The sequence below is a fragment of the Novosphingobium sp. YAF33 genome (assembly GCF_052113265.1).
In the GTDB taxonomy this organism is placed as follows: domain Bacteria; phylum Pseudomonadota; class Alphaproteobacteria; order Sphingomonadales; family Sphingomonadaceae; genus Novosphingobium.
In genome coordinates this window covers 879,417-905,920 of sequence record NZ_JBFRCW010000001.1, presented here as the reverse complement: position 1 = coordinate 905,920, position 26,504 = coordinate 879,417, and the positions used below count along the sequence as shown (strand labels likewise).

The following is a 26,504-nucleotide window of genomic DNA, read 5'->3' as shown; positions in this document are numbered from 1 at the left end:
GGCCCTTTCCGGCCTAACTCTTGCGGAAGGGCGTCCGTCCGTCCAGCAGCAGCTGGTCGCCCGCGATGCCGGAGCGCTCCTGCGTGAGATAGTCCGCGATGGCGGCGCGCAGCCCCGGATGGACGATGTAATGGGCCGAGATCGTGCGCACCGGCTCATAGCCGCGCGCAAGCTTGTGCCCGCCTTGGGCCCCCGCTTCCACGCGCGAGAGGCCGAGCGCGATGGCCGCGTCGATCGCCTGGTAGTAGCAAAGCTCGAAATGCAGGAAGGGCTTTTCCACCACGGCACCCCAATAGCGGCCGTAGAGCGCCTCGCTGCCGATGAAGTTCAGCGCCCCGGCCACGGGCGTCCCATCCATATAGGCCAGGACCAGCAGGATGCGGTCGGCCATGGTCCGGCCCATGAGCGAGAACGCCTCGCGCGTCAGGTAGGGCTGGCCCCATTTGCGGGCGCCGGTGTCCTGGTAGAATTCCCAGAACGCGTCCCAGTGTTCCTCGCGCAGATCGTCGCCGGTGAGCCTGCGGATCTCGACGTCTTCCTGCGCCTTTTCGCGTTCCTTGCGAATGTCCTTGCGCTTGCGCGAGGAGAGGGCGCCGAGAAATTCGTCGAAGCTGGCATAGCCCCGATTTTCCCAGTGGAACTGGATGTCCTCGCGCAGCAGCCAGTCGGCCGCCTCGAACAGCGGCACTTGCGCGGGTTCGATGAACGTCGCGTGGGCAGAGGACAGGCCATTGTCGCGGCAGACGGTTTCGGCGGCGGCGATCAGCGCCGGGGCCAGTTCCGGGTGCGGCGTGAGCAGGCGCGGGCCGGTGGCCGGCGTGAAGGGCGCGGCGATCTGGAGCTTGGGGTAGTACGATCCGCCGGCCCGGTGCCAGGCATCGGCCCAGGCATGGTCGAACACATATTCGCCCTGGCTGTGTTCCTTGAGATAGGCCGGAAGCGCCGCGGCCAGTTGTCCATCGGGCCCGGCGATGGTGATCGGCACGGGTGTCCAGCCGCTATCGCCGCCGACGCTTCCCGATTGCTCCATGGCTGCCAGGAAGGCGTGGGAAACGAAGGGGTTGCCGCCGCCCGTCAGGGCATCCCATTCCGCCGCCGGAAGTCCGTCGACGCCGCCGTGGATCCGGGCGACGAATTCGCCGCCGGGCTTGCGCTTGCTTTCCTCCTCGCCGGACCCGGCGCTCATGCCGGTTCTTCCGAAGGGCGCTCGAAAATCACGGCGTCCGCATGGATGCCGGCGCGCTCGCGGTGGTCCGGCCTGCGCACGGTCCAGGCTGCCACCGGCAGGCCGCGGTGGCGCTGGGCAGCGGCAAAGCGGCTGGGCAGGTCGCGGATGTCGTAAGCCAGGAAGTCCGGCCGGGCCTGCCAGAGCGCGAGTCGGCGGCGGATTTTTCCGGCCAGGGCGCGGTCCTCGCCCTCGGACACGATAAGCCCGCGCACGGTGTGAGGCGAATGGCGCCGGTACCAGCGCGAGACGCGCGGGTCGAAGCTCATCACGGCGTGGGGGCCGGTATAGCCCTCCAGCACCCGCCGCACCGCCAGGCAGAGTGCGGCGACCCGGGTCCCGCGCGAGGATTTCAGCTCGATCAGCACCGGCTTGCGGCCGCCGATCAGGGTGAGCGCCTGGCGCAGGCTGGGAATGCTCTCGGCCGTGCCGCCCAGGGTGAACGCGGCCAGCTGCGCCGCGCTATGCCGGGAAACTGCGCCGGCCTCGTCGGTCAGGCGCTCCAGCGTGGAATCGTGGAACACGACGGGTGTGCCATCCCCCGCGCGCTGCACGTCGAGTTCGATGCCATAGCCTTCCTCGATCGCCAGCCGGAAAGCCGCGAGCGAGTTTTCGGGAATCACCGCGCCGTGCAGCCCGCGATGGGCATAGTCATGCCCGCCGATCCACCCGACCTTGCGCGGATCGGGCGGCGGCGAGCACCAGCGGTCAAGCAGGGCGAACGGCAACGATGGCGTCCACTTCGACAGCGGCGCCCAGTGGCAGGACCGGCACGCCGACCGCGCTGCGGGCATGCTTGCCCGCCTCGCCGAACACCGCGACCATCAGTTCCGAAGCCCCGTTGGCGACTTTCGGCTGGTCGGTGAAGTCGCCGGCCGAATTGACGAAGGCGCCCAGCTTGACCACGCGCTCCACGCGGTCGAGCGAGCCGAGCGCGGCCTTGAGCTGCGCCAGAATCATCACCGCGCAGGCCTGCGCCGCCTCGACACCGGATTCCAGGTCCACGTCTTCACCCAGGCGGCCGGTCACCAGCTTGCCTTCCACGAAAGGTAACTGGCCCGAGACATGGGCGAGGCCGCCCGCGACCACCACCGGCACATAGGCCGCGACCGGGGCGGCGGGTTCGGGAAGGGTCAGGCCCAGTTCGGCCAGGCGGGATTCGATAGCACTCATCGTCGGCGTCTTCCTTGTGAGAGGAACGGGATCAGGATTCGGTCTTGGTAGCGTCGCTGCGTGTCAGCCAGTCGATCAGCCAGGGCGCGGCGTCCTGCCAGCGGTCGATTCGCGCATGGGCATGGCCGGCGACATGGGCGCAGGCGATATGCGGGGCGAGCAGCGGTTCGGCGCAGAGGTGCAGGCGCCCGATCTCCGGCGCGACGCCTGCCACGGAGCCGTGGTGCTGGGCCAGATCGTCCACGAAGACCGCCCGCGAAGGCGCGTACTCGTCGAGAATCGCCTTGAGAGCAGGGCCTTTCGGTCCCTGGTTGGTGAAGACGCGCACGTCGATCCCGTGCTCCAGCAATTGCTGACGGCGGGCTTCCTGGCGGAAATCCATGAGGTTGGTGAGCACCACCACGTCGGCATGATGCGCGATCTCGCGAATCGCCGCGACGGCGCCGTCCACCGGGGTCTGCCGATGCATCTGGCCGTCGAAGAACTTGTTCAGGAGCGACCACATTTCCGCCTGTTCGAGCAGGTCGCCGCCTTGCGTGCGCCGCATCGCGCCGGAAAATTCGCCGCGCTCCATGGCGAAGGTGACGCCTTCGTCCTCCGCCAGCCAGTCCCGGAAATGCGAGATCATGTAGAGGAGCACTTCGTCGCAATCGGTGATGAGCAGCGGCCTGCCGGTGCGATTCGTCATGTGCCGAGCCTTTCCCTTGCGCGGACCAGCATTTCCGGCGCGACGTCCAGCGCTTCGGCCGCGGCGACGAGATCCGGTTCGTGCGAGCAGAGAAACTCCAGGACCGCCGCCATCGTGGCCTGCTGTCCCAGCGAGGCGCGCAGGACATCGGGCGTCAGGCCGGTCAGCGCCAGGAAACGCTCGGCGCGGTCCTGGTCTGCCAGCACCCAACCGAGGGCATTGAGCGCAAGGGCCTGCGGGTCCTGCGATGGGGATGGCGACTCTCGAAGAATTGTCAGTCTCGCTTGCCTGTCATAGAGCGGGTTTCCCCGCCCTTAGATGGTGATCACGCGTCGAATGGCAAAGCGTATCCTAGTTGTCGAGGACAACGACCTCAATCGGAAGCTCTTTTGCGATGTGCTCAGGAGCCAGGGCTTCGCCGTGGAGCCGGTGGCCGATGGCCTCGACGCGCTGGAGCGCGCCCGGGAATTCGTGCCCAATCTCGTTATCATGGATATCCAGCTGCCCAACGTATCGGGCCTGGACCTGATCGAGGCGGCCAAGAAGGATCCGGTGCTGCGCACGATCCCGGTGCTGGCCGTCACCGCTTATGCCGGCAAGGGCGACGAGGAGCGCATCCGCGAGGCCGGCGCCGAAGGCTATCTGGCCAAGCCGGTGTCGATCGGCCCGTTCATGCGCGCGGTCCGCGACTTGCTGTGATATGGCGGCGATGTCGCAACCGTCTTCGCGGCGGAAGCGACAAGTGTCGCGCCTGTGCTTGACTTTACCCCCCGTCGCCGCTTTTGCGCCGCAATTATCGGCCAGAGCGCCGCCCGAAATTACCGGAGTTGAAATGACCATGGACCGCGCAGAGACCTCGGCCCGCATCGCCGCGCTGATCGAGCCCTTCAACAAGAAGGGCATCGAAGTCGCCGACGCGACCCGCTTCACTGACGACCTCGAGTTCGACAGCCTGACCGTCATGGACTTCGTGGCCGCGATCGAGGACGAATTCGACATCATCATCTCGATGAACCAGCAGGCCGAGATCGAGAACTACGGCCAGCTCGTCGACGCCGTGGTCAAGCTTCAGGGCTGAGGGATCCATCGCGATGACCGATATGCTCAGCGAAAACGAAACCCAGGGCCACGCGGACCTGTTCAGCAAGTTCGATCCCCTGATCGAGATGCGCCGCGATCTGCTGTCCACCGGCGTCACCGATCCGTTCGGCCTCGTCATGGAAAAGGTGATCTCACCCACCGTCGCCCTGTGCAACGGGCGCGAGACGATCCTGCTCGGCACCTACAACTACATGGGCATGACCTTCGATCCTGACGTGATCGCGGCCGGCAAGCAGGCGCTGGACGATTTCGGCGCCGGCACCACCGGCAGCCGCGTGCTCAACGGCACTTACGCCGGGCACAAGGCGGTTGAGGAAGCGCTATGCGACTTCTACGACATGAAGTACGCCATGGTGTTCTCCACCGGCTACCAGGCCAACCTGGGCATCATCTCGACGATCGCCGGCAAGGGTGACTACATCGTCCTCGACATCGACAGCCACGCTTCCATCTGGGACGGCTGCAAGATGGGCGACGCCGAAGTCGTGCCGTTCAAGCACAATGACATCGAGGCGATGGAAAAGCGCCTGCGCCGCATTCCCGAAGGCGCGGGCAAGCTGGTCGTGCTGGAAGGCGTCTACTCGATGCTGGGCGACATCGCCCCGCTCAAGGAGATGATCGCGGTCGCCAAGAAGTACGGCGCCATGGTCTTGGTGGACGAAGCGCACTCGATGGGCTTCATCGGCCCCAACGGACGCGGCGTGGCCGAGGACCAGGGCTGCCTCGAAGACGTGGACTTCGTGATCGGCACGTTCTCCAAGTCGGTCGGCACCGTCGGCGGCTTCTGCGTCTCGAACCACCCCAAGTTCGAGATCATGCGCCTGGTCTGCCGTCCCTACGTGTTCACCGCCAGCCTGCCGCCGAGCGTGGTCGCCACCGCGACGACCTCGATCCGCAAGCTGATGACGGCCGCCGAAAAGCGCGCGCACCTCTGGGAAAGCTCGCGCACGCTGCACAAGGGGCTGACCGATGCCGGCTTCCAGCTCGGCACGGACGAACCGCAGAGCGCGATCATCGCCGTCATCATGCCCGATCTCGAACGCGGCGCGATGATGTGGGAAGCGCTGCTGCACGAAGGGCTCTACGTGAACCTTGCGCGTCCGCCAGCGACGCCCGCGAACATGACGCTGCTGCGCTGCTCGCTCTGCGCCGAACACTCGGCCGAGCAGGTCCAGCAGATCATCGGCATGTTCACCCGCGCGGGCAAGACGGCCGGTATTTTGGCCTGAGACGACTATATGAATGAACCACGGCCGACGAGCGGGCAATCGCCTGTCGGCCGTGACATTTGCGGTTATCCACGCGGATGACGCGCAATCCCCCTTGTCCTTTGTTTACGCCCGGATAGGGTCGGCCGGGGAAAATCAGGGGCGGCAAATTCACATGACGGGAGAATGGAATCGCGGCATCGTCGGCCGCAGCAGAAGGCTTGCCTGCGCGGCGCTCCTGGCACTCGGCGTGACGGGTTGTGGTGGCGGCAGCGATGATGGCGGATCGCCTTCACCCGCACAGCCGAACAGCGCGCCCACCTTCACATCTTCGGGCCAGACCTCGGTCGCGGAAAATGCCACCGATCCCGTCTACCGTCCGGTGACTACCGACGCGCAGCACGATGCCGTGAGCTATTCCATTGCGGGCGGCGCCGATGCCGCGTTCTTCACTTTAGGGGCAGGGGGCGAACTGTCGTTCAGGCAGCCTCCCAACTACGACCTCTATGCCGACGGCAATGGCGACAACGTCTACGAAGTGACGCTGAGCGCCAGCGACGGGAAGGCCAGCACAAACCAGGCGGTGTCTATCACGGTGACGAACGACCGCGAAGGGATTGCGGTCAAACGCATCGCCACCGGGCTGGGCGTGCCCCGCGCCATTGCGAGCCTTGAAGACACGCATCAGTTGGCCGTCGCGGGCAATGGCAGTCTCGTATACCGGATCAACGGCGCCACCGGCGAACGTTCGACCTTCCACATGTTCACCGACGCGTCGGGACGTTCGGTCGATGGCATGACTATCCTGGGCCTGGCCTGGGCCTATACGTTCGGGCCGAACAAGAGCCTCTACGTGCTCAAGGAAAAGGACGGCATGGCGTCCATCGCCTGCATCCGCTGCGGTGTCTCGCTTTACAACGACGTGGTCGTCGAGGGTGACATCGCGTCCGTTTCCGATGGCACCGCCATTGCGATGGGCCTCCACAGCGGATTGGTTTTTGTGGCTGTCGGCGACAAGGGTGACGCACGCGCCCAGGACAGCGGTGCGGCGGCAGCCCCTTACGGCAAGCTCTACAACTACCTTCTCGATCCAGACCCCTTCAACAGCGCGCCGAACCGCGTCACGCCGCATTACTTCGGTGCACACCTCGTGGGCCTTGGGCTGCATGCGCCAGTTTCATTCGGGACCATCGACCAGAATCTTTTCATGATCGCCGACCAAGGGGATGCCTTCGGTGAGCTATCGACCCGCGATTTGCGGTTCGACGGGATGAACTTCGGCTGGCCCTATTTCGACGGCGCCGAGGAACGCAATGCGGGCGGCGCGGCGCTGGCCAACCTCGTTACGCCCTCACTTGTCCTCCCTTCGGGTGCGAACCGGCGTGAAAGCCAAGGTATAGTTGGCGCGCTCGTCTACAGGGGGCGATTGACCGGGCTGGCCAACAGCTATGTTCTTGCCGACAGGAACGGACATGTCTGGACGGTCCCGTGGTCCATGCCGACTGGCCCGGCCAATGTTCGGATCGACGCAAGCAGGATCGAAATTCGCGACGCGGACTTCATCCCCGATGCGGGAACCATCGACAGTCCGGTCGGCATGGTTCTCGACGCGGCGGGCGACCTCTACATCCTCGATTCCGATGGCGAGCTTTTCCGCGTGGACGCGCCTGGGCCTTATACGATCCCTACCTGACGCCAGGCGCGCCGATTTCCGCTTTCAATCCCGGTGCCGGTCCACCAGCGCCAGGAACGCTTCAAGCCAGCCGCCGACGAACCCGGCCGATTGCTCGCCCACGGTGCCGTCCGGGGTGAGCAGGCCGTCCTTCCACTGGATGAAGGCTTCCGGCGCGCCCAGGGTGGGCATGTCGAGGTAGGCCAGCACGTTGCGCAAGTGCTGCTGGGAAAGCGCGGTCCCGATCGCACCGATCGACACGCCGATCACGCCTGCCGGCTTGCCCGCCCAGGCGCTGTCGCCATAGGGACGCGAGGCGTTGTCGATGGCGTTCTTGAGCACGCCGGGGATCGAGCGGTTGTATTCCGGCGTCACGAAGATCACGCCGTCGCTGCTGCGCACCAGCGCCTTCAGATCCTTCACCGGCTGCGCCTGGTTGCTATCGTGGTCCTGGTTGTAGAGCGGCAGGGAGCCGATATCCGCGAACACGAAATCGTGGCCCGAGGCCGCCGGCAGCCGGGTCAGGGCTTTCGCGAATTGGTGGTTGTACGATTCGGCGCGAAGGCTTCCGACGACGACGACGATCTTCGACATGACGACTCCTCATGGCTGGTTGCTGCCGACGACAGGTATCGGGGCAAACGGTGTCAGTGGGAAGTCCGGGGAAGCCTCAGGGTTGCGAGGGTCCTGGTGCGATGCTTGATTTCAGGCGTTTGAGATGGCGGCCGCGCTGGGTTAAGCAGTCTTATGAGAACGCTCTGCTTCCTGATCGCAACCCTGTCCCTGGCGGCTTGCGGACAGTCCGATCCGCCGGGGCCGGACGGCGTCACGGTCGGCGAGGCGCGGGCGCTGGACGAGGCGGCGGAAATGTTCGATGCCCGGCCCGAACCTGCCTCGACCCCGGCGCCCACGGGCGCTGCCGCCACGCAGGCCGAGTGAGCGTCAGTCGAAGCTGACCTTGCCCCGCCCGGCCTTCACCGAGCCGCGCAACTTCTTGCCCTTGAGCCGCTGCTCCCTGCCGACCCGATTGAGGCGGCTCTTCGCACGCTTTTCCGGCAGCTTGTGAGCATCGCGCAGCATGTCCGCCAGGCGTTCGCGGGCATCGGCGCGGTTGGCTTCCTGGGTGCGGAAGCGGCGGGCGGTGAACATCAGTTCACCCGCCGCGGTCATGCGGCTGCCCGCCAGTTCCTTCAGCCGCGCGAAGACCGGCGGCGTCAGGCGCAACGCATAGACGTTGAGCCGCAATTGAACGGCGGTCGCGACTTTGTTGACGTTCTGCCCGCCCGGCCCGGTCGAAGCGATGAAACTCTCGCTCGCCAGGGCCTGGGCGCGGCCGATGGTCTCCTCAACCTCGCTCATTCATCGCTGAAGCCGAAAGCGGCGAAATCGGCCGGGAGCGGCGCGACGGCCACGATCGGCTCCTTGTCGCCGCGCGGCACGGTGAGGCCGGCCGCATGAAGCATGGTGCGCGGCGCGCCCTTGCTGCTGCCGTAGACCGGATCGCCGAGCAGCGGCAGGCCAAGGCCGGAAGCGGCGTGGACGCGGATCTGGTGGGTACGGCCGGTTTCGGGGCGGAATTCCACCAGGGTCAAGCCGTTCTTCTCGTCCAGCTTGCGCCAGTGGGTGACGGCGGGCTTGCCCTTCTTCGCCGGGATCATGCGCCAGCCGTCCTTGACCGTGCTGACCTTGGAGAGGTTGAGCGCGATCGTGCCTTCCTCTTCCGACAGGGTGCCGGCGACGATGCCGAGGTAGCGCTTCTTGACCAGCTTTTCCTCGAAAGCGGCGGAAAAGCGCTTCAGCGCCTTGGGATTGCGCGCCAGCAACAGGCATCCCGACGTGTCGCGGTCAAGCCGGTGCACTGGCATGGGCAGCCGCTGGAAGCCCAGCGTCAATTCCTCGAGCCGGTCTTCGAGGCTGCGACCGCCCGCGCGGGGCGTGTCGAGCGGAAGGCCGCCGGGCTTGTCGATGACCAGCGCTTCGCCGTCCTCGAAGAGGATTTCCAGTTCCATGTTACGTCAATGCTTTCTCTATGCGCCGAAGCGCTTCTTCGAGCCGCGCGTCGTCCGCGGCGAAACTGATGCGGAAGCCGTCACGCCCGCCGAAGGCGGAGGCGGGAACCAGCGCCACGCCGTGTTCCAGCAGGTGCAGCGTGAGCTTCACGTCGTCCCCGAAGCGGCCCATCAGCGGGGCGGCGTCGATCATGCAGTAGAACGCGCCGTCCGGGGTCGGGGTGGAGAGGCCGGGGATCGCGTTGATCGCAGCCACCACCTTGTCGCGCCGCTGGCGGAACCGTTCCCGCCATTCGGCCAGGAAGTCCTGCGGCCCCGCGAAAGCGGCGACGGCGGCGGCCTGGCTGATCGAACAGGGATTGCCCGAGGAATGCGACTGGAGCTTTTCCATCGCCTTGATAAGCCACTGCGGGCCGGCCGCCACGCCGATGCGGAAACCCGTCATCGCGTGGCTCTTGGACACGCCCGAGACCGTCAGGATGCGGTCGGCAAGATCGGGGCAGAGATTGGCCAGCGTGGCATGCGGGCGGCCGCCATCACTGTCGATGGCGTAGTTGATCGGCGCGTAAATATCGTCGGACAGCACCATCACGCGCGGATGACGGCGCAGCACTTCGCCGATGCCGCGCAGCATCTCCTCCGGGTAATAGGCGCCGGTCGGATTTCCGGGGCTGTTGAGCAGCACCCAGAGCGTGCGCGGCCCGATCTGCGCTTCGAGATCGGCGGCGGTGAAGCGGAAGTTGTCCTTGGCCGAAGTCAGCAGCGGAACGACCTTGCCGCCCGCGAAGCGCACGATCTCGGGATAGCTCACCCACCAGGGCGAGGGCACGATCACTTCGTCGCCTTCGCTCACCGTGGCCAGCATGGCATGGAAGATCGCCTGCTTGCCGCCTGCGCTGACCGTCACTTGCGAGGCGGGAACCTCGATCCCCAGGTCGCGCGCGAAGTGCAGGGCGGCGGCCTGCTTCAGCTGCGAGGTGCCACCGACCGCGGTATACTTCGTCTGGCCGGCATCGAGCGCGGCCTTGGCGGCCTCGATCACATGGGGCGGAGTGGGGAAGTCGGGCTCGCCCACCGAGAGCGAGATGATGTCGAGACCGGATTCGCGCAGTTCGATCGCGCGGTCGGTCATCGCGGTGGTGCCGGAAGGGGCGATGCGCGCAAGGGCGGCGGAACCGTGCATGGTGCCGCCCGTCACGCCAGCAGCCGCGCGGGAAGCAGCCCGCGCAGGGAATTGCCGATGAAGAAGCCTTCCGCCAGATCGTTCAAAGTCAGTTCGGCTTCCACCGCGCGGTCTTCCTCGATCAGCGAGCGGCGCAGCACGCCGGCGAGCAGGCCCAGAGCCAGCGGCGGCGTCAGCAGCCGGCCATCGCGTTCGACGAAGAGATTGGTGAAGGTGCCCTCGGTAACCAGCCCGTCATCCCGCAGGAACAGCGCTTCCTGTGCGCCGGCGGCCTTGGCGGCGGCCAGGCCCGCCTCATAGAAGCCGCGGTCGCTGGTCTTGTGGCGCAGGCGCCAGTCGCCGCTGTCCACCRGCAGGCGCAGCACACCCACGCTGACCGGCTCGCCCATCGGCTGCGGCAGTTCGGACAGCTCCAGCGCATAGGCGCCGCTGCGCGAGGCGACGAGGCGCAGCTTCGAGGGGCTTTCCGCATCGAAGCAGAGTGCCTGGATGGCATTGCGCACCGCATGGCGATCGAAGCTGAAGCCCAGCGTCTCGGCACTGCCGCGAATCCGCTCGAGATGATGTTCGAGCAGCGGGATGCCCTTTTCGGGCGTGAAGCACATCGTCTCGATCAGGTCGAAACTGGCGGGCGAGGATGCCCCTGCCGACTCTCTCACGAAACCCCCTTTGACCAGGCATTCCCGCCATTCGGGAAGCGCTTTTGAATCGGCGACCACGGCCGAGCCGACGCCGAGGACCGCACGGCCGGCCCCGTTCTCGCCCGGCGCCAGGCGCCCCGTTAGATGCAGAGTGCGAATTGCCACATTGAAGGCGGCATCGCCAGTAGGATCGATCCGGCCGATCGAGCCGCAATAGGGGCCGCGGGCATGGGATTCCCCTTCGGCGATCAGTTCCATGGCGCGGATCTTCGGTGCGCCGGTGATCGAGCCGCAGGGAAACAGCGCCCGCAGGATATCGACGGCGCCCTTGCCCTCCGCCAGATCGGCGCGGACGGTGGAGACCATCTGGTGGACGGTGGGATAGCTCTCGATCGCGAAGGCATCCTCCACGCGGACACTGCCGGCTTCGGCAACGCGCGAGAGGTCGTTGCGCATCAGATCCAGGATCATGAGGTTCTCTGCCCGGTCCTTTGCGGAGCCGGCGAGTTCCACGCGCAGGGCCTGGTCCTGCGCCGCATCCTGGCCGCGCGGGCGGGTGCCCTTCATCGGGCGCACCGTCACCCGGCCGTTTTCCAGCGCGAAGAACAGTTCGGGCGAGAAGCTCAGCAGGTACTGCGCACCGTCGCAGACCACGCCGCCATAGCCGGCCGCGGCGGAAGGCCGGATCGCGGCATAGAGCGCCAGCGGATCGCCATGCCAGGGACCGGCCAGCGGGAACGTGAGGTTCGCCTGATAGATGTCCCCCGCCTCGATGGCGCCGTGAATCCGGGAAAAGACCCGGTCATAGTCGCCGGTCGTGATCTGCGGTTCCAGCGGTCCGATGCCGACGCGGCCCGGCGGGGCATGGCGGGCGAGCCAGTCCGGCACGTCCAGCGCGGCGATCGTCTCGTATCCGGCAAAGGCGCCGAACCACACGAGCGGGCCGGTCACCCCGGTGCGTCCGGGCAGACGCCCCGCCAGCCGCGGTTCGAGGGCCAGTCCGGCCTCGTAGGCCAGGTAGCCCGCCAGGGGCAGCCCTTGCGCGGCGAGCTGCTCGATCCGCGCGAGCGCCGGCACCACCTCTTCGGCGCTGCGGGCGATCACGATCTCGCTCGGCGCGCGGTAGAGCCGGGCGTCGCCGGCGCCTTCGCGGCGGGCATCATCGAGGAGGACGAATATTTCGGACATGGTCTTGCCGCGCCTTTAGCGAGGGTTCGGGAACCGCACCAGCCCATGCGGCGCGGACGGCCGGGGCGATGAGCGCGGGCGTTCCCAGAATCCCTCTCGCGCTGGCGCCAAGGCCGCTCTATCACCATGGCGGGTGCAAGGAGCGGTGAATGGACGAGATTTTCCTGGGACTCGGGGCCAATGGTGAACGTCAGGTGTTGCGGCTGGACCGCGCCAACCGTCACGGGCTGATCGCGGGTGCCACCGGCACCGGCAAGACGGTGACCCTGCAGACCATTGCCGAGCAGTTTTCCGCAGCCGGGGTGCCGGTATTCCTCGCGGACGTGAAGGGCGATCTTTCGGGCATCTCGATGCCGGGGAGCCCGCAGTTCAAGAACGCCGCCGTGCTGGAAACCCGCGCGCGCGAAATCGGCATGGCGGACTATGCCTATTCGGACAATCCCGCGATCTTCTGGGACATCTACGGCGAGCAGGGCCATCCCGTCCGCACCACGATCTCGGAAATGGGGCCGCTGCTGCTGTCGCGGCTGATGGACCTCAACGACACGCAGGAAGGCGTGCTCAACGTCGTCTTCCGCTATGCCGACGAGCAGGGGCTGCTGCTGCTCGACTTGCCCGATCTCCAGGCGATGCTGGCCCATGTGGCGGAAAATGCCGCGGCGCTCTCGGCCAGGTACGGCAATGTCACCAAGGCGAGCGTCGGCACGATCCAGCGACAGGTCCTGGCGCTGGACAGCCAGGGCGCGGCGCAGTTCTTCGGCGAGCCGGCGCTGGAAATCGCCGACTTCATCCGCTGCGACGACAAGGGGCGCGGCTTCATCAACGTGCTCGCCGCCGACAAGCTGATGCGCAGCCCCAAGCTCTACGCCACCTTCCTGCTATGGCTGTTGTCCGAGCTGTTCGAAGTGCTGCCCGAAGTGGGCGATCCCGAAAAGCCCCGGCTGGTGTTCTTCTTCGACGAGGCCCACCTGCTGTTCGACGATGCGCCCAAGGCGCTTCAGGACAAAGTGGAGCAAGTGGTGCGCCTCGTCCGTTCGAAGGGCGTGGGCGTCTACTTCGTGACGCAGAATCCCATCGACATTCCCGAGGACATTGCCGGACAGCTCGGCAACCGCGTGCAGCATGCGCTGCGGGCCTTCACCCCGCGCGACAAGCGGGCGATCAAGGCGGCGGCCGATACGTTCCGCATCAATCCCGCGCTCGACGTGGAAACGGCGATCACCGAGCTGAAAGTGGGCGAGGCGCTGGTCTCCACGCTCGACGAGGAGGGCGCCCCCACCGTGGTCCAACGCACTCTGATCGCGCCGCCACGCTCGCGACTGGGGCCGATCGAGCCCAAGGAGCGGGCGATCATCCAGTCGATCAGTCCTTTCGAGGGCAAGTACGACAGCCCCGTAAACCGCGAAAGCGCCGAGGAAGTGCTTGCCGCCAAGGCCGCCGACGCTGCGGCGACGGCCCAGGAAGTGGCGGAAAAGGGCAAGGAGGAAGTCGGCCGGCAGGAGCGCAAGAACCCCAGCTTGTGGGACGGGCTGGGCGGCAAGGTCGCCAAGGCGGCGGCCGGCGCGGCGGCTGCCAGCGCGGGGTCGATCCTGGCGCAGTCGATGCAGGGCAAGAAGAGCCGCGCGGATCCCAAGGCCTCGGCCGCCAGCGCGGCCGCCGGCACCGTGGGCGACGCCTTCGGCAAGGCCATCGGCTTCCCGGGGCTGGGCCGCTTCGCCCGCAACCTTATCGGGGGCCTGATGCGCTGACCCGATGAGGGTCGGTCTCCGCCCGGTCGTGTTTGCCGCGCTGCTGGCAGCGCCCGGGGCGGCGCGCGCGCAGGATGCGGCATCGGGGCCGGTCGCGGAAGCGTCCGGCATCCTCGTCTCGGCGGAAAGACCGGACCTTCCCTTCGGCCGCCTCGACGATTCCGTCAGGCCCCTGGCCTATCGGCTGGACATGACGCTCGATCCCGCGAAGCCGCGGTTTTCCGGCCATGTCGAGATCGACCTGACATTGGCCGCCGGAACCTCGCGGATCTATCTTCATGGCCGCGATCTCGATGTCACGCGTGCGGAAGCGCGGATCGGCGCGCGCGGTGTCTCGGCGCACTGGCGCCAGCTCGATGCGAACGGGCTGGCCGAAGTGCGTTTCGACGAGCCGCTCCCCCCCGGCCGGCTCACGCTTTCCTTCGACTATTCGGCGGCGTTCGGTCAGGGCCCCGCCGGTCTGTTCCGGGTGGAAGTGGAAGGCGCGTGGTATGCCTGGAGCCAGTTCCAGTCGATCGACGCGCGCGCCGTATTTCCCGGTTTCGACCAACCGGGCTTCAAGACGCCTTTCGCCGTCACCTTGCGCACCCCGCCCGGCCTCATGGCGATCAGCAATGGCCCTGAAGTGGGTACCGCGGTGATCGAGAATGGCCTGGCCGTTCACCGCTTCGCCCCCGGCCCGCCGCTGCCGACCTATCTGGTGGCGATCATGGCCGGGCCGTTCGCCAGCGTGTCCGGCGAAGTGCCGCCTTCGCCCCAGCGGGCAGAACCCTTGCCGCTGCGGATCGTCTCCACCCGCCAGAACGCGGCAAACCTCGCCTTCGCGCTGGAGGGCAGCAAGCGCATCGTCACCCTGCTGGAGGACTATTTCGGAGAGCGCTTTCCCTTCCCGAAGCTCGACCAGGTGACCAGCCCGATCCTGCCCGGCGCCATGGAGAACCCCGGCGCCGACCTCTACCGCGACGACATCCTTGTCATGGACGAGAACGCGCCGGTGGAGCAGCAGCGGCAGTTCGGCATGATCGTGGCGCACGAACTCGGCCACCAGTGGTTCGGCGATCTCGTCACGCCGGACTGGTGGGACGATCTCTGGCTCAACGAGAGCTTCGCCAACTGGATCGGCTACCGCGTGGGCGAGCAGTGGCGGCCGGACCTTGGCATTGCGGGCGATGCACTGCGCACCGGGTATCAGGCGATGGACATCGACGGCCTGCTCGCCGGCAGGCCGATCCGCCAGCCCATCGAAACCAGCGAGCGGATCGATTCCGCTTTCGATTCGATCACTTACGGGAAAGGCGGTCATGTCGTGGGCATGATTGCGCAGTGGCTGGGAGAGGAGCGCTTCCGCCAGGGCGTGCGCCGCTACATCGACGCGCACCGGCAGGGTAGCGCCACCAGCGCCGATTTCTTTGCCGCCCTGGCCGACGTGGCCGGAGACCCTCGCCTGGTGCCGGCCATGCGCAGTTTCGTGGAGCAGCAGGGCGTGCCGCTGCTCGCCATGCGCCAGGCCGGTGACCGGGTCACGGTGACGCAGCTTCGTTATACCACGGCCGGTGTGGCGCCGCCCGAGGCGCGCTGGACGATCCCGCTCTGCTTTCACCGCGGGCCCCAGCGCCTGTGCACGATCATGGACCAGGGCACGCAGGCCTTCTCGGTGCCCGGAGAAGGGCCGGTGTTCCCCAATGCCGGAGGCAGCGGCTACTATCGCTTCGAACTCACCGCCAACCACTGGAAGGCGCTGATCGCCGAGGCCGACCGCCTGCCCGGCGGCGAGGCCCTGGCGCTTGTCGATTCGCTCGATGCCTCGATCCGGGCCGGGCGCGGCAACGTGGCGGAAATGGCGGGGCTGGCCCGCAAGCTGATCCGCCATCCGGACCCTCACGCCGCCGATGCGCCGGACAAGGCATTGGCCCGCTACATGATGGAAGGCTTCGTCGGCACTCCGGCGCGGCGCAGCTTCGGTCTCTTGCGCGAGCGGCTCTATGCGCCGCTGCTCAAGGAACTCGGCTTCGACCCTCGCCTCGGGGCCTATGCCCACGAGGCGCCGGCGCGGACCCAGCGCCGCGTGCAAGTGGTGGCCGCCCTGCTCAACACCGGGCGCGGCGCGCGCCTGCGCGACCAGCTCGCCGATGCCATGGCGGCCTATCTGGCCGGTGACCATGCCGTGCTCGACCCTGCCTGGCTGGACCATGCGCTCGATCTCTACCTCTATCGGCGGCCTGCCGAAGCGGCGCGGGATCTGGTGGACCGGGCGCTCGCCTCGGAAGACCCGGTGTTCCGGCCCGCGGCGCTGGCGGCCGCCTCCCGCACCGGAGATGCCAAGCTCGCGGCCTGGCTGCTCGCCATGGACGACCCGCGTCTGCGCGAAAGCGAAAGACGCGACCTTCTGGACGGCGTGATGGCGCGCAGCGCCACGCGCGAACTGGGTTACGATTGGGCGCTCGCGCATCTGGACGGGCTGCTGGACGGCAGCGATGGGCCGTTCCTGGTCCGGCGCCTGCCGCAGATGCTCGGGCGGTTCTGCTCGGTGGACCGGGCCACCCGGATCGCGCGCGACTTCAAGGCGCGGCTGGCGGGAACGCCCGGAGCCCTCGAACTCGACCGCGCGATCGAGCGCGTGCGCAATTGCGGTTTGCTCGACGACATGCTGGGCGCTCAGATCGACGCCGAGTTCGCCAAGCTGAAATGACGGCCCGAAGCGCCGTCCGCTGTCTGGAATTAACCGACTGCGCCGCGAACGTCAGCCCAGAGGCAGCTCCAGCCGAGCGGTCAGGCCTTCGACGGCGCCGCTTGCCGAGAGCCGGTTGGACAGAACCAAGGCGCCGCCGTGCTGGTCGGCAATCGCGCGGGCGAGCGCGAGGCCGAGCCCGGCGCCGCCCGTGGCGCTGTTGCGCGATGGGTCGCCGCGGGTGAAGGGGTTCATCATGTCCGCGATCGCATCGTCGGGAATGCCGGGGCCATCGTCCTCGATCAGGATGACGGCGCGGCCCTCCGCGCGGGAGAGCGAGACGCGGGCGCGTTCGCCGTAGCGCAGCGCATTGCCGATGAGGTTGCGCAAGGCGCGGCGGATCCAGGTGGGACGCAGTTCCAGCGCCATCCGCGCGGTGTCTCCCACTTCGACCGGCTCGCCCATGTCCTCGTATTCCTCGATCACCGAGAACATCAGCGCGGAGAGTTCGGTGCGTTCGAGCGGATCGCTGGGTCGGCCGACGCGGGCGAGGGACAGGATGTCGTCCAGGGTGTGGACGATGTCCTCGATGGTGGCTGCCATGCGGCCGCGCTCGACGTCGTCCGTCACCGATTCGATGCGGACGCGCAGTGCCGCCAGCGGGGTCTTGAGATCGTGGCCAATGGCGCCCAGCATGACGTTCTTCTCGTCCAGCAGGGCGGCGATGCGCGATTCCATCGCGTTGTGGGCGATGATGAGGCGCTGCATGTCCTCCGGCCCGGAAGGGGCCAACTGGCCCTCCACGTCCTGCGTGGCGGCGAAGCGTTCGAGGCGGCGCGTCAGGGCGGCGAGCGGCCGGGTGATGCGGCGCAGGATCAGCGCCACGGCGGCCATGACGACGATGTAGATGATGATCGTCTGGACCAGCACCGGCGTCAGCAGGACGTTTTCCGGCCTCGGCGCGCGCACCCGCGAGATGATCCAGCTGCCGTTTTCTTCCGTGCGCACGCCGACCACCAGCAGGTTGGCCCGCATGATGCGGTCGATTTCCTCACGCGCGAGGCCGTAATTGGCGGCGCGATCCAGCGCGTTGCGGCGGGCGACGCGGTCGCGGCCGACGTCGCGGTGGACCACGACGATGTCGCGCACCGGGAACTCCTGGTCTGCCAGGATCTTGGCCAAGCCCACTTCCGCTTCCCGGTCGCGGGTTTCTCCGGGACCGGCGGGGGAGCGCGTGCTGTATTCGAGATGGTAGCCCTTGGGCGGCGGGCCGGAGAGCGGCACGCGCGGCCCGTCATGCCGCCGCGACAGCGCGCGGGGGCCGCGCGTTTCCATGATGAGGCGGAACGCGGAGGCATTGAGCATGCTCGCCTCGTAGCCCTCGCGCTGGGCGCGATAGACCAGGAACGCGCCCAGGCCCTGCACGAGCATCAGCGCGACGGCCACTGCCAGCAGCATCTGGCCCATCAGGCTGTGGGGACGCGGCATCTTCAGGCTCGACATCTTGCGGGTTCCGCTCAGTCCACGTCCAGCGGCACGCGCCGGACGTCCGTGGCCAGCATGTAGCCGCCGCCCCACACGGTCTGGATCAGCTGCGGGTTGCGCGAATCGACCTCGATCTTGCGGCGCAGGCGGCTGACCTGGTTATCCACCGCGCGGTCGAACAGATGCGCTTCGCGGCCCTGCACCATGTCGAGCAGCCGGTCGCGGTTGAGCACCTGGCGCGGGTGTTCGAGGAAGGCCATGAGCAGGCGGAACTCGACCGAGGAAATTGGCACGGTCGCGCCTTCGGCATCGGAAAGGCGGCGCTTGAGCGGATCGAGCAGCCAGCCTTCGAAAGCGAAGGCCTCGTTCTCCGGCGCCTGCGCAGGCATGCGGGCGGCGCGGCGCAGGACGGAGCGGATGCGGGCGACCAGTTCGCGGGGCTCGAAAGGCTTCACGACGTAATCGTCGGCGCCGATCTCCAGCCCGACGATCCGGTCGGTCGCCTCGCCGCGCGCGGTGAGGAAGATCACCGGAATGTCCTGCGCTTCCACGAAGTGGCGGCAGAGCGAGAGGCCGTCCTCGCCCGGCATCATGATGTCGAGCAGGACGAGATCGGGCCTGTCGTCGCGCAGCTTGCTGCGGGCTTCGGCTGCACTCGTGGCCGGGGTGACGGCAAACCCCTGGCGCGACAGGTAGTCGGCCAGGGGCTCGCGGAGTGCAGCTTCGTCGTCGACCAGCAGGATGCGGGCGGGCGAGATGTCGTTCATTCCAATCCTTTTCCGTCCGGTCGCGCGGGCGGGGTCTCGGGTTACTTCGTCGCGGGTGCAGGGGCCGGGGGCGGCGGCGGGGTATCGCCCCGGCCGCGCCGGGCCTCCCCACGCTCGCCCTTGCGGGCCTGCCACTCGGCACGCATCTTGTCATGCGCGGCGCGGCGTTCCTCAGGGGTGACCTTGCCGTCCTTGTTGGTGTCCGCGGCATCGAAGCGCTGGAGGGCGGCCGCGACGAATTCGGCGCGGGTCACGGAGCGATCGCCATCGGCGTCCGCCTTGCCGAAGCCCATCATCGGACCCTTCATGCCGCCGCGCGGACCGTCGTGGCGGCCATGGCGATCCTTTCCGGGGCGCCCCGTGGGGCCGGCCATGTCGGGGCTACCGGGAGGCGGCGGCATTGCGCCTTCCGCGCCGGGGGGCGGTGGGGGCATGTCGGCCAGTCGGTCACCATTGGGTCGGTCACCATGGGGCCGGTCACCATCGGGCCGATTACCATCAGGTCGGTCGCCGTCACCGCGCGGTCCGCGATCGGCCATGAATTCGGCCTTGGAGATCGATCCGTCCTTGTTGGTGTCGAGACGGTCGAACGCGGCTTCGCGCATCTGCTGGCGGCGGGCCTCGCGGTCTGCGCGGTCGAGCTTGCCGTCCTTGTTCACGTCGAGACGCGCGAACATTTCCTCCGCCCGGCTCTGGGCTTCGGCGCGCGTTTCGGGATGGTCGCGCTGCGGGCCGGCAGGAGATTGGGCCGGAGATTGGGCACAGGCCACCCCGGCAACGGCCAGCGCAGCGGCGGAGATGCCTACGGCGATCTTGCTGAAGCGGTTCATCCTCTGGGCTCTCTTTCTTCGGGCGAATAGGGCGAAAGCCGGGGGACGGGGAAGGGAGGGGGAAGAACAGCCCCGCGGCTTTCTGAGATCCCGTCTAACGACCGCTTGTCGCGCAGTTGTGCCGCCTTGCGGCTTTATTGTCGCCAATTGTCACAGGCTTGGCACTCTATTCATGCGGAGGCAAGCCTTGCGCCGTCTCATCGCGGCCGGTGCTGCGTTCCCATCCCCGCCGTCACGAACAGCGCCGTCGCCCGGCCGTCGACATCGGCGGTATGCCAGGCGCCGGGCGGGTTGATGGCATATTCGCCGGGCTGGAGCGACACGGTGCGCGCCGTGCCGTCCGCCAGTTCCTGGTGCAGCGTGATCGCCCCGCCCAGGCAGACCACGAGTTCGTCGCCGGCGGGGTGCATTTCCCAGCTGTCCCAGCTTTCGTCGAAATCGTACATCGAGACGAGGCGGCCCTCGGCCCCGTCGGCGGCATTCCGCTCGATATAGCCGGCGTACCATTCCATGCCGGTGAAAGCGGGCTGCGCCCTGGCCACCGCGCCGAGGCCGAGATGGACCGGATGGGTCCTGAGATCGTGCACTGCGTCCGTCATCGGGCGACTCCTCCCGGCCAGCCTGTTTCCGGGAGGAGGTTACGCCTGAGCCCGCAGGCTCACAACATCGGAAGCCGCGCGCTCAGAACGGGCGGCACTGCGCGTCGAGCCAGTGCTTCACTTCGCCCTCGACTTGCGGGCCGATCACCTGGAGCACCTTGGCATGGTAGGCATTCCACCAGGCCACTTCCTCCGCGGTAAGCAGCGAAAGGTCGACGAGGCGGCGGTCGATCGGCACCAGGGTCAGCGTCTCGAAGCCAAAGTATTCGCCGTCCGCTCCGGCGAACTGGCGCGGTTCGACGAGGATCAGGTTCTCGATGCGAATGCCGTATTCGCCGGCCTTGTAGTAGCCCGGCTCGTCGCTGAGGATCATACCCGCGAGCAGTTCCTGGGATGTGCCGGCCTGGCCGCCCGCCGGCTTGCCGATGCGCTGCGGTCCTTCGTGAACCGAGAGGAAACTGCCCACGCCGTGGCCGGTGCCATGGGCGTAGTCGAGCCCGACGGCCCAGAGGAACTGACGTGCCAGCGCGTCGAGCTGGCCGCCGTTGGTGCCCTTGGGGAAGACCGCGCGGTCGATGGCGATATGGCCCTTGAGCACGCGGGTGAAGCGGTCCTTCACTTCGGCCGGCGGGGCGCCGCTCTCATTTTCCGGACTGCCGATCCACACGGTGCGGGTGATGTCGGTGGTGCCGCAAGGGTACTGCCCGCCCGAATCGACGAGGTAGACGCTTTCCGGCGCCAGGGTCAGGCTCGATTCGTCCGAGACGCGGTAGTGCGGGCTGGCCGCGTTGGGCCCGGCGCCGGAGATCGTGTCGAACGAGAGGTCGCGAAGATCGCCGCATTCCTGGCGGAAGGCGTGGAGACGGTCCGAAGCGCTCATCTCGGTCACTTCGCCCTTGGGGCCTTCGACCGAGAGCCAGTGCAGGAAGCGCGTGACGGCCACCCCGTCGATGGCCTGGGCCTTGCGGTGGCCCTGCTGCTCGACCGGGTTCTTCACAGCCTTGGGCAGGATCGTGGGATCGCGTTCCTCGACGATCGCGGCGCCGGCGGCGCGCAGTGTCTCGAACACGGCGGCCACGGCATTGTCGGGATCGACCGAGACGCGCTTGCCCGCCAGTTTGCCGAGGCCCGCGACGAAGGCATCGCGCGGCTGGATGCGAACCGCATTGCCAAGGTGCTGGCGCAGTTCGGCCGTCACCTTTTCCTCGGCGATGTAGAGATCGGCCGTGCCGTCGGCATGGGCGACGACGTAGGAGAGCGCCACGGGGGTCCGCTCCACGTCCGTGCCGCGCAAGTTGAGCAGCCAGGCAATGGAATCGAGCGCCGAGATCACGGTCGCATCGAGACCGCGCGCGGTCAGCCATTCGGAGACGGCGGCGCGCTTGGCCTTGCTCGATTCGCCGGCGAAGGCATCGTCATGGACGATCGCCGCAGCGGGCGAGGGGGCGGGCTGGTCCTGCCAGACGGCATCGATCGGGTTGCCGTCCACCGCCACGAGCGTGCCGCCCTTGTGCGAAAGCGCGGCCTGGGCGGCTTCCACCCATTTGGAGCCGTGAAGCCAGGCGTCGTAGCCGATCTTCGCACCCTTGGGCGCATTCTCGCCAAGCCAGCGGGCGGCGCTGGTCTGCGGCACGCTTTCATAGGCATAGGCCTTGCCGTCCACCTGCTCGCGCACCTGGAGGGTATAGCGCCCGTCCACGAACATGGCGGCGGCGGGAGAAAGCGTGGGATCGGTAAGCACCACGGCCGTTCCGGCCGAGCCGCCGAAGCCGGTGAGCCAGGCGAGGCGCTGCGCATAGGCGCCGACGTATTCGCTCATATGCTCGTCGGAAATGGGGATTACGAAGCCGTCGAGGCCGCGCGACTTGAGTTCCTGGCGCAAGGCATCGAGCCGCGCTTCGTGGGTATTCATCAACATGAGGTGGGTATCCGGCTTGCGGGGGTCATGTGTGCAACATAGATGGAGGCAATGGCAGATTCCACCCAGGCCCTTGCAGGTCCTCCACAGGCGGCGAAGAAGCCGCATTCCTTCACTCACCACGGCCTGAGCGTGGAAGACGACTACGCCTGGCTGCGTGACGCGGGTTATCCCGAGGTCACCGACAAGGCGGTGCTGGACCATCTCGAAGCGGAAAACCGCTGGTTCGAGTCGCGCATGGAAGGCCGCCAGGGGCAGATCGACGCGCTGTTCAAGGAAATGCGCGCGCRCATCAAGGAAGCCGACAAGTCGGTGCCGCAGAAGGACGGCGATTTCCTCTACTGGATCGAATTCGAGGAAGGCGCCGAATACAAGAAGTGGTGGCGCCGCCCCGTGGGCGCCAGCGAAGACGGCAGCGCCGACGAGCTGATCCTGGACGAAGTGGCCCTGGCCGAGGGCAAGGAATACTTCAACCTCGGCGCGATCTCCACCAGCGCCAACGGCAAGCTGCTGGCCTATGCCTATGACGACAACGGTTCGGAGCGCTTCACCGCGCGGATCAAGAACCTGGAGACCGGCGAACTCCTGCCTGACGAAATCCCCGGCACGCTCTCGGCGCTGGTCTGGGTGGCGCAGGACAAGGGCCTCGTCTACTCGCTGGCCAACGAGCAGTGGCGTACCGACAATGCCCGCCTGCACTGGCTGGGGCAGCCGCTGGAAAGCGATGTCGAACTCTATCACGAGGATGACGAGGGTTTCCGCGTCGGTTCCTCGCTCTCCTCCAACGAGAAGTGGCTGCTGATCGGCGCCAGCGATCACGAGACCAGCGAATGCCGCATGGTCCTTGCCGACGATCCGCTGGGCCCGCAGATCCTGGTCAAGCCGCGCGTCAAGGGCGTGGAATACGACGTGGATGAGCGCGAGGGCGTGCTCTACATCCATACCAACGACAGCCACGAGAACTTCCGCCTCGCCACCGCGCCGCTGGATAATCCCGGCGAGTGGAGGACGCTGATCGAGGGGGCCGATGCCTTCTACCTCACCGGCGTGGACCTGTTCCGCGACTTCTACGTGGTCGAAGGCCGGAAGACGGCCGGGCGCGGGGCCGGGCTCGACCAGATCGAGCTGCGCTACTACGACGATTCCTCCCGCGTCGAGCCGATCGTCTTCCCCGAGGCCAGCTACTCGGCCGGGCTTTCCAACAATCCCGAATGGCACATGGACGTGCTGCGGGTGACGTACGAATCGATGGTCAGCCCCTCGTCGGTCTACGACTACGACGTGAAGGACCGCACGCTGGAGCTGCTGAAGGTCCAGGAAATCCCTTCGGGCTACGACGCCTCGCTCTATGCCACCGAGCGGCTGGAAGTGACCGCGCGCGACGGCACGGCGATCCCGGTCTCGGTCGTCTATCGCCGCGACCGCACGAGTGCCGGGCCGCTGCATCTCTACGGCTACGGCGCCTACGGTATCTCCATCGATCCGGGATTCTCGACGGCGCGCCTCAGCCTCGTCGACCGTGGGTTCGCTTATGCCATTGCCCATATCCGCGGCGGCGACGATCTGGGCCGCGCCTGGTACAAGGCCGGCAAGCTGGAGAAACGGGCCAATACGTTCAACGACTTCGTCGATGTGGCCAAGGGCCTGATCGAGCGCGGCTTCACCGAGGCGGGCAAGATCTCGATCTCGGGCGGCTCGGCGGGCGGCGAACTGATGGGCGCGGTCATCAATTCCGATCCCGACCTGTTCGGCGCGGTGGTGGCGCATGTGCCTTTCGTGGACGTGCTGAGCACCATGCTCGACGATACATTGCCGCTGACCCCGGGCGAATGGCCGGAATGGGGCAATCCCATCGAGGACCGCGCGGCCTTCGAGCTTATCCGCAGCTACTCGCCCTACGATCAGGTCAAGGCCCAGGCCTATCCGCCGCTGATGGTGACGGCCGGGCTCAACGATCCCCGCGTGACGTATTGGGAGCCCGCCAAGTGGGTCGCCCGTCTGCGCGAATTGAAGACGGACGGCAACGAACTGATCCTCAAGACCAACATGGGTGCGGGCCACGGCGGCAAGTCCGGCCGGTTCGAGAGCCTGAAGGAAACCGCGGAGGAGTTCGCGTTCATCCTCTGGCAGCTCGGCGTTTCCGAGTGAAGCCGCCCTTCACCCGGACATTCACGGCGCAGGCCCATGACATCGACGTCATGGGCCACGTCAACAATGCGGTCTGGGTGCAATGGATGGAGGCCATGGCCACCGCGCACTGGGAAGCGGTGGCCCCGCCCGAGCACCAGGCGCTCTACGCCTGGGTCGTGACCCGGCACGAGATCGATTATCGCGGCAATATCCGCGAGGGCGAAAGCGTGACGGGAGAGACCTTCATTCCCGAAGGTCCGAGCGGCGCGCGCTTCGTGCGCCGCGTGGATTTCCGCAATGAAACGGGCAAAGTGCTCGTTTCCGCCCGGACGACCTGGGCCATGATCGACATCGCCTCCGAACGCCTCATGCGCGTGCCTCCCGAGGTCGCGGCGCCCTTCTGGGACGGGTCTGACTGACCCAGCGCAACTTTCCGCGCAACCCTTGGTATGTTCCCGGAAGCTCGGGCAGCCCTCGTCCCGGGACAAGGCCGGGACGAGAGCCGCCAGATCATCAGCCCAGAACGTCGCTCACCGGCACGTAGTCGTACCCCAGCTCGGTCGCCACGGCCTCGAAGGTCACTTTTCCGGCGTGGACGTTGAGGCCCTCGGCCAGGTAAGGATCGGCCTGTAGCGCGGCCTTCCAGCCGAGGTTGGCGATCGCCAAGGCGTGGGGCAGGGTGACGTTGTTCAGCGCGTAAGTGCTGGTGCGGGCCACGGCGCCCGGCATGTTGGCCACGCAGTAGTGGACGATGCCGTCGACCACGAAAGTCGGCTCGGCATGGGTGGTGGCATGGCTGGTTTCGAAGCAGCCGCCCTGGTCGATGGCGACGTCCACCAGCACGGCGCCCGGCTTCATCGTGCCGAGCATGTCGCGGGTCACCAGCTTGGGAGCGGCCGCGCCGGGGATCAGCACCGCGCCGATCACGAGGTCGGCATCGGCCACGCTTTCCGCCAGGTTGGCGGTGCTGGCGAAGCGGGTCTTGGCGCGGGCCTCGAAATAGATGCCCAGCCGCTCGAGTACGTCGGGGCTGCGGTCGAGGATGGTGACGTCGGCGCCGAGGCCCACGGCCATCTGCGCGGCGTTGAAGCCGACCACGCCGCCGCCGATCACTGCGACTTTGCCCGGCATCACGCCCGGTACGCCGCCCAGCAGCACGCCGCGCCCGCCATGGGCCTTCTCCAGCGCGGTGGCGCCGGCCTGGATCGACATCCGCCCGGCCACCTGGCTCATCGGCTTGAGCAGCGGAAGCTGCCCGCCGGGGCCGGTCACGGTTTCATAGGCGATGGCGGTGACGCCGGACTTCACCAGGTCGGCCGTCTGCTCGGGGTCGGGGGCGAGGTGCAGGTACGTGTAGAGGATCTGGCCTTCCCGCAACATGGCGCGTTCGCCCGCCTGCGGTTCCTTGACCTTCACGACCATCTCGCAGCCTTCGAAGATCTCCCGCGCGGTCGCCACGATCTTGGCGCCCTGGCGGGTATAGTCGGCGTCGCTGGCGCCGATGCCCTGGCCGGCACCGCTTTCCACCCAGACTTCGTGCCCGTGAGTCACGAGTTCGCGGGCACTCTCCGGCGTCAGGCCGACGCGATATTCGTGGTTCTTGATTTCCCTGACCGTACCGACACGCATATTATCGACTCCGCGAAAAACTCTCCTGCCGATGAGATACACCCGGGCCTCTGCAATGTTTCACCGAATTGGGGCTTGTCAGAAAGCGAGGCAGGAATATTTCCCAGTCCTGAAACAAACGACAAGAGAATTTTCCATGGACCGGGCAGACCGCGCACTCCTCGAAGCGTTGCAGGCGGATTCCTCGCGCTCGATCGCCGAACTGGCGGCTCTGGTGAACCTGTCGTCCTCCGCCTGCCACCGGCGCATCCGTGCCCTGGAGGAGCAGGGCCTGATCCTGGGCTATGCCGCGCGGGTGGATGCCCGGCGGCTGGGCCTGTCGATGGAAGTCTTCGTCGAGATCACGCTGACCAGCCAGAGCCGCGAGGCCATGGAGCGTTTCGAGCGGGCGGTGGGAGACTTCGACGATATCCTCGAATGCCACCTGATGTCGGGCGCGGCGGATTATCAGCTGCGCGTCGCGGCCTCGGACCTCGATCACTACGACCGCATCCACCGCGACTGCCTGGCGCGGCTGCCGGGGGTATCGTCGATGCGGACAAGCTTCGCCCTGCGCCGGATCAAGCGGTTCGAGGGCTATTCGGTGCCGTGAGCGCCCGCGGGCAAGGCGTCACCCGAAGGGGCGCTTCCCGGAGGGATGCC

26 protein-coding genes are annotated in these 26,504 nt (G+C 67.3%); 10 read left to right on the top strand and 16 right to left on the bottom strand.

Annotated elements, in window-relative coordinates; translation table 11 throughout:
• Positions 1–13: 13 nt before the first annotated feature.
• From AB4Z00_RS04260 to AB4Z00_RS04240, 5 genes are read right to left on the bottom strand one after another with little or no spacing between them, the layout of a single operon-like run.
• Positions 14–1,186 carry a GNAT family N-acetyltransferase gene (locus AB4Z00_RS04260; RefSeq protein WP_134094697.1) on the bottom strand — a complete coding sequence of 391 codons (1,173 nt, stop codon included), beginning with the start codon at positions 1,184–1,186 and terminating at the stop codon, positions 14–16.
• The gene (locus AB4Z00_RS04255; RefSeq protein WP_442045038.1) at positions 1,183–1,953 is read right to left on the bottom strand and encodes a glycerophosphodiester phosphodiesterase family protein; all 771 of its coding nucleotides are present in this window, start codon (positions 1,951–1,953) and stop codon (positions 1,183–1,185) included. Before AB4Z00_RS04255 ends, AB4Z00_RS04260 begins: the two co-directional genes overlap by 4 nt.
• Complete coding sequence (locus AB4Z00_RS04250; protein ID WP_132264667.1) at positions 1,934–2,398, bottom strand: RidA family protein; 465 nt, start codon at positions 2,396–2,398, stop codon at positions 1,934–1,936. The genes AB4Z00_RS04255 and AB4Z00_RS04250 overlap by 20 nt, the downstream gene beginning before the upstream one ends.
• 31 nt (positions 2,399–2,429) lie before the next feature.
• A complete protein-coding gene (locus AB4Z00_RS04245; protein ID WP_132264669.1) occupies positions 2,430–3,086 on the bottom strand; it encodes an HAD family hydrolase in 657 nt (218 codons plus the stop codon).
• Positions 3,083–3,358: a DUF3572 domain-containing protein gene (locus tag AB4Z00_RS04240; RefSeq protein ID WP_207912890.1), complete on the bottom strand. Its 276-nt coding sequence runs from the start codon at positions 3,356–3,358 to the stop codon at positions 3,083–3,085. Before AB4Z00_RS04240 ends, AB4Z00_RS04245 begins: the two co-directional genes overlap by 4 nt.
• A 64-nt stretch (positions 3,359–3,422) precedes the next feature.
• Between AB4Z00_RS04240 and AB4Z00_RS04235 the strand changes: the two genes are divergently transcribed.
• From AB4Z00_RS04235 to AB4Z00_RS04220, 4 genes are all read left to right on the top strand, one after another.
• Complete coding sequence (locus AB4Z00_RS04235) at positions 3,423–3,785, top strand: response regulator (RefSeq protein WP_132264672.1); 363 nt, start codon at positions 3,423–3,425, stop codon at positions 3,783–3,785.
• Between the two features lie 139 nt (positions 3,786–3,924).
• The gene (locus AB4Z00_RS04230) at positions 3,925–4,164 is read left to right on the top strand and encodes an acyl carrier protein (protein ID WP_132265304.1); all 240 of its coding nucleotides are present in this window, start codon (positions 3,925–3,927) and stop codon (positions 4,162–4,164) included.
• Between the two features lie 13 nt (positions 4,165–4,177).
• The gene (gene spt, locus AB4Z00_RS04225; protein WP_442045037.1) at positions 4,178–5,416 is read left to right on the top strand and encodes a serine palmitoyltransferase; all 1,239 of its coding nucleotides are present in this window, start codon (positions 4,178–4,180) and stop codon (positions 5,414–5,416) included.
• A gap of 154 nt (positions 5,417–5,570) precedes the next feature.
• Positions 5,571–7,088, top strand: a complete 1,518-nt coding sequence (locus tag AB4Z00_RS04220) for a hypothetical protein (protein ID WP_442045036.1) — start codon at positions 5,571–5,573, stop codon at positions 7,086–7,088.
• A gap of 24 nt (positions 7,089–7,112) precedes the next feature.
• Here AB4Z00_RS04220 and AB4Z00_RS04215 read toward each other — a convergent pair whose 3' ends face one another.
• A complete protein-coding gene (locus AB4Z00_RS04215) occupies positions 7,113–7,661 on the bottom strand; it encodes an NADPH-dependent FMN reductase (RefSeq protein WP_442045035.1) in 549 nt (182 codons plus the stop codon).
• Positions 7,662–7,814: 153 nt separating this feature from the next.
• Between AB4Z00_RS04215 and AB4Z00_RS04210 the strand changes: the two genes are divergently transcribed.
• Positions 7,815–8,006, top strand: coding sequence for a hypothetical protein (locus AB4Z00_RS04210; RefSeq protein ID WP_442045034.1), 192 nt, complete (start codon positions 7,815–7,817; stop codon positions 8,004–8,006).
• Between the two features lie 3 nt (positions 8,007–8,009).
• On the opposite strand, the gene arfB is transcribed toward AB4Z00_RS04210, so the two are convergent.
• The 4 genes from arfB to pabB are packed head-to-tail and all read right to left on the bottom strand — an operon-like array spanning position 8,010 to position 12,088.
• Positions 8,010–8,426, bottom strand: coding sequence for an alternative ribosome rescue aminoacyl-tRNA hydrolase ArfB (gene arfB, locus AB4Z00_RS04205; RefSeq protein ID WP_442045033.1), 417 nt, complete (start codon positions 8,424–8,426; stop codon positions 8,010–8,012).
• A complete protein-coding gene (locus AB4Z00_RS04200; RefSeq protein ID WP_132264682.1) occupies positions 8,423–9,076 on the bottom strand; it encodes an RluA family pseudouridine synthase in 654 nt (217 codons plus the stop codon). Before AB4Z00_RS04200 ends, arfB begins: the two co-directional genes overlap by 4 nt.
• Before the next feature lies 1 nt (position 9,077).
• A complete protein-coding gene (locus AB4Z00_RS04195; RefSeq protein ID WP_442045032.1) occupies positions 9,078–10,259 on the bottom strand; it encodes a pyridoxal phosphate-dependent aminotransferase in 1,182 nt (393 codons plus the stop codon).
• An 11-nt stretch (positions 10,260–10,270) separates the two neighbouring features.
• On the bottom strand, positions 10,271–12,088 hold the full coding sequence (gene pabB, locus AB4Z00_RS04190) for an aminodeoxychorismate synthase component I (protein ID WP_442045031.1): 1,818 nt from the start codon (positions 12,086–12,088) through the stop codon (positions 10,271–10,273).
• A gap of 149 nt (positions 12,089–12,237) precedes the next feature.
• Here pabB and AB4Z00_RS04185 point away from each other — a divergent pair, with 149 nt between their 5' ends.
• The gene (locus AB4Z00_RS04185) at positions 12,238–13,836 is read left to right on the top strand and encodes a helicase HerA-like domain-containing protein (RefSeq protein WP_134094692.1); all 1,599 of its coding nucleotides are present in this window, start codon (positions 12,238–12,240) and stop codon (positions 13,834–13,836) included.
• A gap of 4 nt (positions 13,837–13,840) precedes the next feature.
• Positions 13,841–16,525: a M1 family metallopeptidase gene (locus tag AB4Z00_RS04180; protein ID WP_442045030.1), complete on the top strand. Its 2,685-nt coding sequence runs from the start codon at positions 13,841–13,843 to the stop codon at positions 16,523–16,525.
• 51 nt (positions 16,526–16,576) lie between these two features.
• Here the strand turns inward: AB4Z00_RS04180 and AB4Z00_RS04175 are convergent, their stop codons facing one another.
• The 5 genes from AB4Z00_RS04175 to AB4Z00_RS04155 all read right to left on the bottom strand — a co-directional run bounded on the left by AB4Z00_RS04175 (position 16,577) and on the right by AB4Z00_RS04155 (position 22,103).
• On the bottom strand, positions 16,577–18,007 hold the full coding sequence (locus tag AB4Z00_RS04175; RefSeq protein ID WP_314465040.1) for an ATP-binding protein: 1,431 nt from the start codon (positions 18,005–18,007) through the stop codon (positions 16,577–16,579).
• 14 nt (positions 18,008–18,021) lie between these two features.
• Entirely contained in the window at positions 18,022–18,756 is a 735-nt protein-coding gene (locus tag AB4Z00_RS04170; RefSeq protein WP_314465037.1) for a response regulator, read from the bottom strand.
• A gap of 41 nt (positions 18,757–18,797) precedes the next feature.
• Positions 18,798–19,586, bottom strand: coding sequence for an EF-hand domain-containing protein (locus AB4Z00_RS04165; protein ID WP_442045029.1), 789 nt, complete (start codon positions 19,584–19,586; stop codon positions 18,798–18,800).
• A gap of 197 nt (positions 19,587–19,783) precedes the next feature.
• Positions 19,784–20,185 carry a cupin gene (locus AB4Z00_RS04160; RefSeq protein ID WP_431566813.1) on the bottom strand — a complete coding sequence of 134 codons (402 nt, stop codon included), beginning with the start codon at positions 20,183–20,185 and terminating at the stop codon, positions 19,784–19,786.
• 82 nt (positions 20,186–20,267) lie between these two features.
• Positions 20,268–22,103, bottom strand: a complete 1,836-nt coding sequence (locus AB4Z00_RS04155; protein ID WP_442045028.1) for an aminopeptidase P family protein — start codon at positions 22,101–22,103, stop codon at positions 20,268–20,270.
• Between the two features lie 42 nt (positions 22,104–22,145).
• Here AB4Z00_RS04155 and AB4Z00_RS04150 point away from each other — a divergent pair, with 42 nt between their 5' ends.
• Both AB4Z00_RS04150 and AB4Z00_RS04145 read left to right on the top strand, forming a co-directional pair.
• Entirely contained in the window at positions 22,146–24,251 is a 2,106-nt protein-coding gene (locus AB4Z00_RS04150; protein ID WP_442045027.1) for a S9 family peptidase, read from the top strand.
• Complete coding sequence (locus AB4Z00_RS04145) at positions 24,248–24,652, top strand: acyl-CoA thioesterase (protein ID WP_132264699.1); 405 nt, start codon at positions 24,248–24,250, stop codon at positions 24,650–24,652. Before AB4Z00_RS04150 ends, AB4Z00_RS04145 begins: the two co-directional genes overlap by 4 nt.
• A gap of 94 nt (positions 24,653–24,746) precedes the next feature.
• On the opposite strand, the gene ald is transcribed toward AB4Z00_RS04145, so the two are convergent.
• Entirely contained in the window at positions 24,747–25,862 is a 1,116-nt protein-coding gene (gene ald / locus AB4Z00_RS04140; protein ID WP_134094687.1) for an alanine dehydrogenase, read from the bottom strand.
• Positions 25,863–25,998: 136 nt separating this feature from the next.
• On the opposite strand from ald, the gene AB4Z00_RS04135 reads away from it, so the two are divergent.
• The gene (locus AB4Z00_RS04135) at positions 25,999–26,454 is read left to right on the top strand and encodes an Lrp/AsnC family transcriptional regulator (RefSeq protein ID WP_132264703.1); all 456 of its coding nucleotides are present in this window, start codon (positions 25,999–26,001) and stop codon (positions 26,452–26,454) included.
• The last annotated feature ends 50 nt before the right edge of the window (positions 26,455–26,504 follow it).

Coding starts and splice junctions, on each gene's coding strand:
- AB4Z00_RS04155 (WP_442045028.1), bottom strand. CDS start 22,103: ATGTTGATGAATACCCACGAAGCGCGGCTCGATGCCTTGCGCCAGGAA.
- AB4Z00_RS04200 (WP_132264682.1), bottom strand. CDS start 9,076: ATGGAACTGGAAATCCTCTTCGAGGACGGCGAAGCGCTGGTCATCGAC.
- AB4Z00_RS04220 (WP_442045036.1), top strand. CDS start 5,571: ATGACGGGAGAATGGAATCGCGGCATCGTCGGCCGCAGCAGAAGGCTT.
- AB4Z00_RS04195 (WP_442045032.1), bottom strand. CDS start 10,259: ATGCACGGTTCCGCCGCCCTTGCGCGCATCGCCCCTTCCGGCACCACC.
- ald (WP_134094687.1), bottom strand. CDS start 25,862: ATGCGTGTCGGTACGGTCAGGGAAATCAAGAACCACGAATATCGCGTC.
- AB4Z00_RS04250 (WP_132264667.1), bottom strand. CDS start 2,398: ATGAGTGCTATCGAATCCCGCCTGGCCGAACTGGGCCTGACCCTTCCC.
- AB4Z00_RS04210 (WP_442045034.1), top strand. CDS start 7,815: ATGAGAACGCTCTGCTTCCTGATCGCAACCCTGTCCCTGGCGGCTTGC.
- AB4Z00_RS04245 (WP_132264669.1), bottom strand. CDS start 3,086: ATGACGAATCGCACCGGCAGGCCGCTGCTCATCACCGATTGCGACGAA.
- AB4Z00_RS04175 (WP_314465040.1), bottom strand. CDS start 18,007: ATGTCGAGCCTGAAGATGCCGCGTCCCCACAGCCTGATGGGCCAGATG.
- AB4Z00_RS04170 (WP_314465037.1), bottom strand. CDS start 18,756: ATGAACGACATCTCGCCCGCCCGCATCCTGCTGGTCGACGACGAAGCT.
- AB4Z00_RS04185 (WP_134094692.1), top strand. CDS start 12,238: ATGGACGAGATTTTCCTGGGACTCGGGGCCAATGGTGAACGTCAGGTG.
- AB4Z00_RS04165 (WP_442045029.1), bottom strand. CDS start 19,586: ATGAACCGCTTCAGCAAGATCGCCGTAGGCATCTCCGCCGCTGCGCTG.
- arfB (WP_442045033.1), bottom strand. CDS start 8,426: ATGAGCGAGGTTGAGGAGACCATCGGCCGCGCCCAGGCCCTGGCGAGC.
- AB4Z00_RS04260 (WP_134094697.1), bottom strand. CDS start 1,186: ATGAGCGCCGGGTCCGGCGAGGAGGAAAGCAAGCGCAAGCCCGGCGGC.
- AB4Z00_RS04135 (WP_132264703.1), top strand. CDS start 25,999: ATGGACCGGGCAGACCGCGCACTCCTCGAAGCGTTGCAGGCGGATTCC.
- AB4Z00_RS04180 (WP_442045030.1), top strand. CDS start 13,841: ATGAGGGTCGGTCTCCGCCCGGTCGTGTTTGCCGCGCTGCTGGCAGCG.
- AB4Z00_RS04230 (WP_132265304.1), top strand. CDS start 3,925: ATGGACCGCGCAGAGACCTCGGCCCGCATCGCCGCGCTGATCGAGCCC.
- AB4Z00_RS04160 (WP_431566813.1), bottom strand. CDS start 20,185: ATGACGGACGCAGTGCACGATCTCAGGACCCATCCGGTCCATCTCGGC.
- AB4Z00_RS04215 (WP_442045035.1), bottom strand. CDS start 7,661: ATGTCGAAGATCGTCGTCGTCGTCGGAAGCCTTCGCGCCGAATCGTAC.
- AB4Z00_RS04235 (WP_132264672.1), top strand. CDS start 3,423: ATGGCAAAGCGTATCCTAGTTGTCGAGGACAACGACCTCAATCGGAAG.
- spt (WP_442045037.1), top strand. CDS start 4,178: ATGACCGATATGCTCAGCGAAAACGAAACCCAGGGCCACGCGGACCTG.